Annotated in this window: 10 protein-coding genes; 4 read left to right on the forward strand and 6 right to left on the reverse strand. The window is 56.8% G+C overall.

What is annotated here, in order from left to right:
- From CKX93_RS08415 to CKX93_RS08440, 6 genes are all read right to left on the reverse strand, one after another.
- A complete protein-coding gene (locus tag CKX93_RS08415) occupies positions 1 to 774 on the reverse strand; it encodes a succinate dehydrogenase iron-sulfur subunit (protein ID WP_076756308.1) in 774 nt (257 codons plus the stop codon).
- Between the two features lie 27 nt (positions 775 to 801).
- Positions 802 to 2,592, reverse strand: a complete 1,791-nt coding sequence (gene sdhA / locus CKX93_RS08420) for a succinate dehydrogenase flavoprotein subunit (RefSeq protein ID WP_076756309.1) — start codon at positions 2,590 to 2,592, stop codon at positions 802 to 804.
- 3 nt (positions 2,593 to 2,595) lie between these two features.
- Positions 2,596 to 2,976 (reverse strand): succinate dehydrogenase, hydrophobic membrane anchor protein, encoded by a 381-nt coding sequence (gene sdhD, locus CKX93_RS08425; protein WP_076756310.1) that lies wholly within the window; start codon positions 2,974 to 2,976, stop codon positions 2,596 to 2,598.
- 12 nt (positions 2,977 to 2,988) lie between these two features.
- Positions 2,989 to 3,366, reverse strand: a complete 378-nt coding sequence (gene sdhC, locus CKX93_RS08430; protein WP_076756311.1) for a succinate dehydrogenase, cytochrome b556 subunit — start codon at positions 3,364 to 3,366, stop codon at positions 2,989 to 2,991.
- 23 nt (positions 3,367 to 3,389) lie between these two features.
- The gene (locus tag CKX93_RS08435; protein ID WP_076756312.1) at positions 3,390 to 3,566 is read right to left on the reverse strand and encodes a DUF1674 domain-containing protein; all 177 of its coding nucleotides are present in this window, start codon (positions 3,564 to 3,566) and stop codon (positions 3,390 to 3,392) included.
- 116 nt (positions 3,567 to 3,682) lie between these two features.
- Complete coding sequence (locus tag CKX93_RS08440; RefSeq protein WP_076756313.1) at positions 3,683 to 5,317, reverse strand: alpha-D-glucose phosphate-specific phosphoglucomutase; 1,635 nt, start codon at positions 5,315 to 5,317, stop codon at positions 3,683 to 3,685.
- A 27-nt stretch (positions 5,318 to 5,344) separates the two neighbouring features.
- Between CKX93_RS08440 and CKX93_RS08445 the strand changes: the two genes are divergently transcribed.
- From CKX93_RS08445 to iscU, 4 genes are all read left to right on the forward strand, one after another.
- Positions 5,345 to 5,803: a DUF1249 domain-containing protein gene (locus CKX93_RS08445; RefSeq protein WP_076756314.1), complete on the forward strand. Its 459-nt coding sequence runs from the start codon at positions 5,345 to 5,347 to the stop codon at positions 5,801 to 5,803.
- A gap of 118 nt (positions 5,804 to 5,921) precedes the next feature.
- Positions 5,922 to 6,404, forward strand: coding sequence for a Fe-S cluster assembly transcription factor (locus CKX93_RS08450; RefSeq protein WP_076756315.1), 483 nt, complete (start codon positions 5,922 to 5,924; stop codon positions 6,402 to 6,404).
- Positions 6,405 to 6,420: 16 nt separating this feature from the next.
- Positions 6,421 to 7,641, forward strand: coding sequence for an IscS subfamily cysteine desulfurase (locus CKX93_RS08455; RefSeq protein ID WP_275675545.1), 1,221 nt, complete (start codon positions 6,421 to 6,423; stop codon positions 7,639 to 7,641).
- A gap of 91 nt (positions 7,642 to 7,732) precedes the next feature.
- Entirely contained in the window at positions 7,733 to 8,134 is a 402-nt protein-coding gene (gene iscU, locus CKX93_RS08460) for a Fe-S cluster assembly scaffold IscU (RefSeq protein ID WP_240076653.1), read from the forward strand.
- The last annotated feature ends 9 nt before the right edge of the window (positions 8,135 to 8,143 follow it).

Raw genomic sequence — 8,143 nt, forward strand, 5'->3', positions numbered from 1 at the left:
CTAGCGCCGCGCCACCATCTTTTTCTTGATTTCCGCGATCGCCTTGGCCGGGTTTAAGCCCTTGGGGCAGGTATGCGCGCAGTTCATGATGGTGTGACAACGATACAACTTAAAGGGATCTTCTAAATCATCCAAGCGCTCGCCGGTAGCTTCATCACGGCTATCCACAATCCAGCGGTAGGCCTGCAGTAAGACCGCTGGACCCAGATAGCGATCGCTATTCCACCAATAGCTGGGGCAGCTGGTGGAGCAGCAGGCGCAAAGAATGCATTCATAAAGGCCGTCCAGTTTGGCGCGGTCTTCCACCGACTGCAGCCGCTCGCGATCGGGCGCTGGTGTCTGGGTGCGAATCCAAGGCTTGATCGACGCATATTGCGCATAGAAATGCGTCATGTCCGGAATCAGATCCTTGACCACCTTCATATGCGGCAGAGGGTAGATACGCACATCGCCTTGGATGTCATCAATGGCTTTGGTACAAGCCAGCGTATTCAAACCATCGATATTCATCGCGCAAGAGCCACAGATCCCTTCGCGGCAAGAGCGACGAAACGACAGGGTCGAATCGATTTCGTCTTTGATCTTGATGATGGCATCCAACACCATCGGACCACAGGTATCCAGGTCTACTTCATAGGTGTCCACCCGCGGGTTGTCGTCATTATCGGGATCCCAGCGATAAATCAGGAATCGTTTAACGCGGGCCGCACCCTCGGCTTTAAAGGTCTTACCCTTTTTGACGCGGGACTTAATGGGGAGTATGAACTCAGCCATGGTCTTGTTCCTGTTTGAAGCAGCGCATTAGTAAACGCGGGCCTTGGGCGGGATGGGTTCCACATCATCGCTCAGCGTGTACATGTGCACGGGGCGGTAATCAAAGCGCACCTTGCCGGTGGCATCCATCCACGACAAAGTGTGTTTCATCCATTTCTTATCGTCACGCTCTGTGTAATCTTCACGCGCATGCGCGCCGCGGGATTCGGGGCGATGCAGCGCCGATTCCACGGTAGTGATGGCGCAGCCCAGCAGGTTCTCCAGCTCCAGCGTTTCGATCAAATCCGAATTCCAGATCAATGACCGGTCATTAACGCGCACATCGCCAAAGCGCTCATAAACCCGCTGCATTTCATCACAGCCCTTTTGCAGCGTGTCGCCTGTGCGGAACACCGCGGCATAGCGCTGCATGGTTTGTTGCATGTCATCACGGATGCTCGCCGTGCTGCTGCCGCCATCGGCATAGCGCAAGCGATCTAGGCGCTCCAACGCCGCATCACTGGCGCCCTCAGGCAGAGGCTTCACGCTAGCACCAATATCTTTCACGATCTCAGCCGCGCGAATCGCCGCAGCGCGGCCAAACACCACCAGATCCAAGAGCGAGTTGGAGCCCAGGCGGTTAGCACCATGCACCGAAACGCAAGCGGCCTCACCAATCGCCATCAAGCCGGGGACCACATGATCGGGGTTGCCATCTTTGAGTGTGACCACCTCGCCATGATAATTGGTGGGAACGCCGCCCATGTTGTAGTGCACCGTAGGAAGCACCGGGATCGGGTCTTTGGTGACATCGACGCCAGCAAAAACGCGCGCCGTCTCAGCGATACCCGGGAGGCGCTCGTGGATGACTTCAGGACCCAGATGTTCTAAGTGCAAATGAATGTGGTCTTGCTTGGCACCGACGCCACGGCCTTCATTGATTTCGATGGTCATCGAACGCGACACCACGTCGCGCGAAGCCAGGTCCTTGGCATTGGGTGCGTAGCGCTCCATGAAGCGCTCACCCTTGGCATTGGTGAGATAGCCACCCTCGCCGCGCACACCCTCGGTGATCAAACAGCCGGCGCCGTAGACGCCGGTGGGATGAAACTGCACAAATTCCATGTCTTGCATCGGCAAGCCAGCGCGCAAAGCCATGCCCATGCCGTCGCCAGTACAGGTGTGGGCCGAGGTGCACGAGAAATAGCTGCGGCCATAACCGCCGGTGGCCAAAACCACCAAATGCGAAGAGAAGCGATGCAGCGTGCCATCCAATAGGTTTAGCGCCAGAACGCCGCGGCAGGTATCGCCATCCATGATTAAGTCGGTGGCGAAGTACTCGATGAAAAACTCTGCCTGGTGCTTCATGGCCTGTTGGTACAGCGTATGCAAAATCGCATGCCCCGTGCGGTCCGCAGCGGCGCAAGTACGCTGCGCTGTGCCTTCACCAAAATGCGTGGTCATGCCGCCAAAGGGGCGCTGATAAATTTTGCCTTCTTCGGTGCGCGAGAACGGCACGCCATAGTGTTCGAGCTCGATAATGGCAGCCGGAGCCTCGCGGCACATGTATTCAATGGCGTCTTGGTCGCCCAGCCAATCCGACCCTTTAATGGTGTCGTACATATGCCAGCGCCAGTCGTCATCTCCCATATTACCCAAAGCCGCGGAAATGCCGCCCTGAGCGGCGACCGTGTGGCTGCGGGTCGGGAACACCTTGCTCACACAGGCGGTTTTCAGACCCTTCTCGGCCATACCAAAGGTAGCCCGTAAGCCAGCACCACCGGCACCCACGACGATCACGTCATAGTGGTGGTCAATAATCTGATAATTGCCCTTCATGCATCAGCTCCCAAAGGCGACGCGTAGCACCGCCATGATGCTGGCTAGGGCCAGCAGTACGGTTAAAAATTTCACCGCGATGACCCCGGCCACCTTCATCGCCTCATGGTGTACATAGTCCTCGACGATGGTGCTCACACCCAGTTGTACATGGTGAAACAGCACAGCGATGGTCAATACCATCAACGTTAGGTTCCAAGGCGCCGATACCCAGGTCGCAGCGGCCTCATAACCTTGGCCCGAGACACTGCCCAAGCCGACCAGCAACCAAAGGCTAAGCGGCAGCATGGCGATCGAACTGATGCGCATCACCCACCAGTGATGCGTGCCATCTTTCGCAGAACCCAGACCGCGCGCGCGGCCGAGAGGGGATTGCAGACTCATGAGGAAAACTCCTTAAAGCACCACCAGCCAGAACAGGCCGGTGAGGACCACGGTAGCGACCAAAACCATCTTGCAGCTGTTATAAACCGCATCAATCGCATAACCCCGCCCGGTATCCCAGACCAGATGTCGCACGCCGGTGGCAAGGTGGTAAAACAAGGACACGGACACCAAGAACATCAGTAGGCCACCCAGCCAGCTATGCAATAGGCCTTCGGCCCGGGCAAAGGCCTCAGGACCAGCGGCTAAAGCCAACAGCCAATAAACCAAAAAGAGGCTGGCAACGCTCAAAACCACACCAGAGGCGCGATGTCCAAAGGACATCACCATAATCAGATGCGGTTTGTAGATCTGCGCATGGGGTGACAGCGGACGATGATCGGTTTGCATAGAAGGATTCATCCCAAGGGCGATTAAAAGTCACTGCAACGGCCGCGCTGTTCCCAATCGCCGTAGCGTGTGGGTTCCGGGCCGTCAAAACCACCGATTTCACGAGGCTGATTGCGGGCAGGGCGCTTCCCAGCCGCATTCTGCTTGGGCTGTGCTGGCATTTTGTCCGCATCCGCGGGCTTGGCCTGCTGTTCACTCATCCTCAAATTCCGCTATCGTTATGGTTATGTGGCAGTGCATCAAAACACTATTGATAGCAGGTCAGATCGGGTCGCGCAAGCCTGAGTCTTGATCGAACTCAGGGCAAATATCAGGCCTAGGTGATCACATCCGGCTGGCTGCGCTGGGTGTAATGTTGGATCTGTGCCAGTGATTCTGCCAATTCCAGTAAGGGCCGCAGCGCGCTTTGTGGATCCTCCAGTAAACACCCGGGATCCGACTCGTAGCGTTCCACATAAAGCCTTAGGGTCGCGCCACTGGTGCCGGTGCCTGAGAGCCGGAAAATCAGCCGAGCCCCTTCTTCAAAAAGAATGCGTAGTCCCTGACCCGTGCTCACCGAAGCATCCACCGGATCGGTATAGGCAAAATCATCCGCAGCTGTCACGGTGAATGGCCCAAAGGATTGTCCGATCAGCTCAGGTAGGCGTGCGCGCAGGGTCTGCATTAAATCCCCAGCCGCATCGCTGTCCACGTCTTCATAGTCATGGCGGGTGTAATAATTTCGGCCAAAGCGCTGCCAATGCTCCTTGACGATCTCGGCCACCGACTGGCGGCGCACCGCCAACAAATTCAGCCAAAACAGCACGGCCCACAGTCCATCTTTTTCGCGCACATGATCAGAACCCGTGCCAAAGCTCTCCTCACCACATAGCGTGATCGCGCCCGCGTCCAACAAGTTGCCGAAAAATTTCCAGCCGGTAGGGGTTTCATGACAAGCAATGCCTAAGGCCTCAGCCACCCGATCGGCAGCGCAACTGGTGGGCATAGAGCGGGCCACGCCGGCAATGCCTTGGCGGTAACCCGGCAACAAATGCGCATTGGCTGCCATGATCGCCAGGCTGTCAGAAGGCGTGACGAAAAAACGCGATCCCAGGATCATATTACGATCGCCATCGCCATCCGAAGCCGCGCCGAAATCCGGCCCATTGGGGCGATTCAATACGGCCACCAGATCGGCGGCGTACACCAAATTCGGATCGGGGTGCACCCCGCCGAAATCAGCCAGGGGCTCAGCGCGCATTACCGTCCCCTCCGGTGCGCCCAGCAGATCTTCAAGTATCCGCAGCGCATAAGGCCCCGTGACCGCATGCATCGCATCAAACCGCATGCTGAACAGGCCGCTGGCCAGCAAAGTGCGCATGGCCTTGAAGTCAAATAAGCTTTGCATCAGCTCGGCATAATCCGCTACCGGATCCACTACCGTGAGCTTCATGCCTTCCAGAGTATGCTCCCCCAGATGGTCAATATTGATGCCGCTGGGCGGGCAGATGCGGTAGTGTTCGAGCTCGAGGGTGCGCTGATAAATGGCCTCGGTGACGCTCTCGGGTGCCGGGCCGCCGTTGGGCATATTGAACTTGATGCCAAAATCAGCATCGGGTCCACCCGGGTTGTGACTGGCCGAGAGTATCAGCCCACCCTGGGTACGGTACTTGCGAATCAGGCAAGAAGCTGCCGGTGTGGAGAGGATGCCGCCCTGACCGACGATGACATGACCCACGCCATTGGCCTGCGCCATACGCAGGATGATGCCGATGGCTTCGCGATTGTAGAAGCGTCCGTCACCGCCCAGTACTAGGGTTCCCCCCTGAAGGTCGGGTCGCACATCAAACACCGCCTGCACGAAATTTTCGAGGTAGTGCGGCTGGCGGAATGCCGTCACTTTTTTGCGCAGGCCAGAGGTGCCGGGTTTTTGATCGGTGAAGGTTTTGGTGGCGATAGATTCGATTTTCATGGTCTCTCCCTGTGCTAAGCTTCCGACATGCTGCTCAAGACCCGCAAACCTGCTTATGTGGAGCCTATGCCGCGCAGTTTCGCTGCGCTGATGGATGTCTATGAGCTCAATTATATCCGCTTGCGCCAGCTCTGCCCCGATCTAGGACACGATTTACAGCCACGGCTTTCGCGCATTGCCGACGGCATGGATTTGCATTTTCAGGTGCTCGAGCGCGGCCCTTACACCACGACGCTGCTACTCACCTATGAATTCACCGCAGGTAAGCGCCAAACTCAGCGGCGCAGCCCCAATCTGCGTATCCGCGTCTACCACGATGCGCGTCAAGTCGAGGTCTTGGGCAAAGACACAGGCCCACTGCGCTGGAATGCCGATGAGGGCAGCAGCGATCTGGGCTGGCAGGCCATGCAAACCCGCTGGCGGATGAATCGCTTCCTCTATAAGTGGCTGGGGTTTTGCCTGCGCCAAGGCCATCGGTTCGCCTGAGCCGAAACTTTTTTTGCCTTAATTCTTGACCAAAGTGATCAGGTATTGTAGAACTAGGTTAAATCCTGAGCATTTTGATCAGGAATTCAAACCAACGATACTTGCGAGGCGAAAAAGGATGAGACTGTCAACGAAAAGTCGCTACGCTGTGACTGCCATGTTGGACTTAGCGATCCACGACCGTATCGGTCCGGTGACTCTGGCAGATATTTCACAGACCCAAGGGATTTCTCTGTCCTATTTAGAGCAGCTGTTTGCCAAGTTGCGCCGGCATCGCTTGGTAGAAGGGGTGCGCGGGCCCGGTGGTGGCTATCGTTTGGGCAAACCCTCCAGCCAGATCACCATCGCATCGATCATCAACGCGGTGGACGAAAACGTCGAAATGACGCGCTGCGGTGGCAAGGCCAACTGCCAGGAAGGCGAGCGTTGTCTGACCCATGAACTCTGGGATGAACTCAGCCGGCAGCTGTTTGGTTTCTTGGATGGGATCACGTTGGCAGAATTTGCGAACCGACCCGATGTCTTGGAAGTCGCCCGCCGCCAGGATTCGCGCATGGGGCGCCGTGATGATGCCCTGATGTTCCGTCGCACCGCTGCTTAAGTTTTAGGAGAGATTCATGAGTATCAAGTTACCGATTTATTTGGACTATTCCTCGACCACGCCGATGGACGAGCGTGTGGCCAGGAAGATGAGTGAGTATTTGACGGTGGATGGTTTATTTGGCAATCCGGCCTCGCGCTCACACAAGTTTGGCTGGGAGTCTGAGGCGGCGGTCGAGGAGGCGCGTGAAGAGGTGGCTGCGTTGGTGAACGCGGATCCGCGCGAGATTATTTGGACCAGTGGTGCCACCGAAGCCAATAACCTGGCGATCAAAGGCGCTGCGCACTTCTATCATAAGAAGGGCCGTCATATTGTGACCGTTAAGACCGAACACAAAGCGGTACTGGACTCTACCCGTCAACTCGAGCGCGAAGGCTATGAAGTGACCTACCTGGATCCTGAGCCCAATGGTCTGGTGGATCTGGCTAAGCTTGAGGCGGCGCTGCGCGATGACACGATCTTGGTGTCGATCATGCATGTGAACAATGAGATCGGCGTGATCCAAGATCTCAACGCCATTGGCACCTTGACCCGCTCCAAAGGGATTATCTTTCATGTCGATGGGGCGCAGTCCACTGGTAAGGTGGTGATTGATCTTGAGAAGCTGCCGGTAGACCTGATGAGCTTTTCGGCGCACAAGACCTATGGCCCCAAAGGCATTGGTGCTTTGTATGTACGTAGAAAGCCCCGCGTTCGCCTAGAAGCGCAGATGCACGGCGGCGGCCATGAGCGCGGTTTGCGCTCGGGCACCTTGGCCACCCACCAGATCGTTGGTATGGGCGAGGCTTTCCGCATTGCCCGTGAAGAGATGGGCACGGAGATGGAGCGCGTCAGAAGTCTGCGCGATCGTCTGTGGAATGGCCTTAAGGATATGGACGAGGTCTACCTCAATGGCGACTTGGAACAGCGCGTTGCTGGTGCTTTGAACGTCTCGTTCAACTTTGTCGAAGGCGAGAGCCTGATCATGGCGCTCAAGGATATCGCCGTATCCTCGGGCTCGGCCTGTACCAGTGCCAGTCTTGAGCCCTCATACGTGCTGCGCGCCTTGGGCCGTGATGATGAGCTGGCACACAGCTCGATTCGCTTCTCCATTGGCCGCTACACCACGGCTGAAGAGATTGACTACACCATTGATTTGGTACGCGGCGCCGTTGAGAAGCTGCGTGAGCTGTCCCCGCTGTGGGAGATGCACCAGGAAGGCATCGACCTCAAAACCGTAGAGTGGGTCGCCCACTAACCCCCCAAATGGGGTCAGACCCCACAGTCAAAAACGGGGTCTGACCCCATTTGGGGTCAGACCCCACAAATCCGAAGAGGAGAACCAAGACATGGCATACAGTAACAAGGTGTTGGACCATTACGAGAACCCGCGCAATGTGGGAGCGATGGACAAGAACGATGCGAGCGTGGGCACTGGTATGGTGGGCGCCCCGGCTTGTGGTGATGTGATGAAGCTGCAGATTCGGGTGAGCGAGGCGGGCGTGATTGAAGATGCCAAGTTCAAGACCTATGGCTGTGGTTCGGCGATTGCCAGTTCCAGCTTGTTGACTGAGTGGGTCAAGGGTAAGACCTTGGACGAAGCCGGCAGCATCAAGAACACGCAGATTGCTGAAGAGCTGGCTTTGCCGCCGGTGAAGATCCACTGTTCGGTCTTAGCCGAAGACGCGATCAAGGCTGCCATCGACGACTACCGCAAGAAAAACGGCACAGCCGTCAGCGAAGTCGCCTAACGTAAAAAC

Source organism: Ectothiorhodosinus mongolicus (genome assembly GCF_022406875.1).
GTDB classification, from domain to species: Bacteria; Pseudomonadota; Gammaproteobacteria; order Ectothiorhodospirales; family Ectothiorhodospiraceae; genus Ectothiorhodospira; species Ectothiorhodospira mongolica.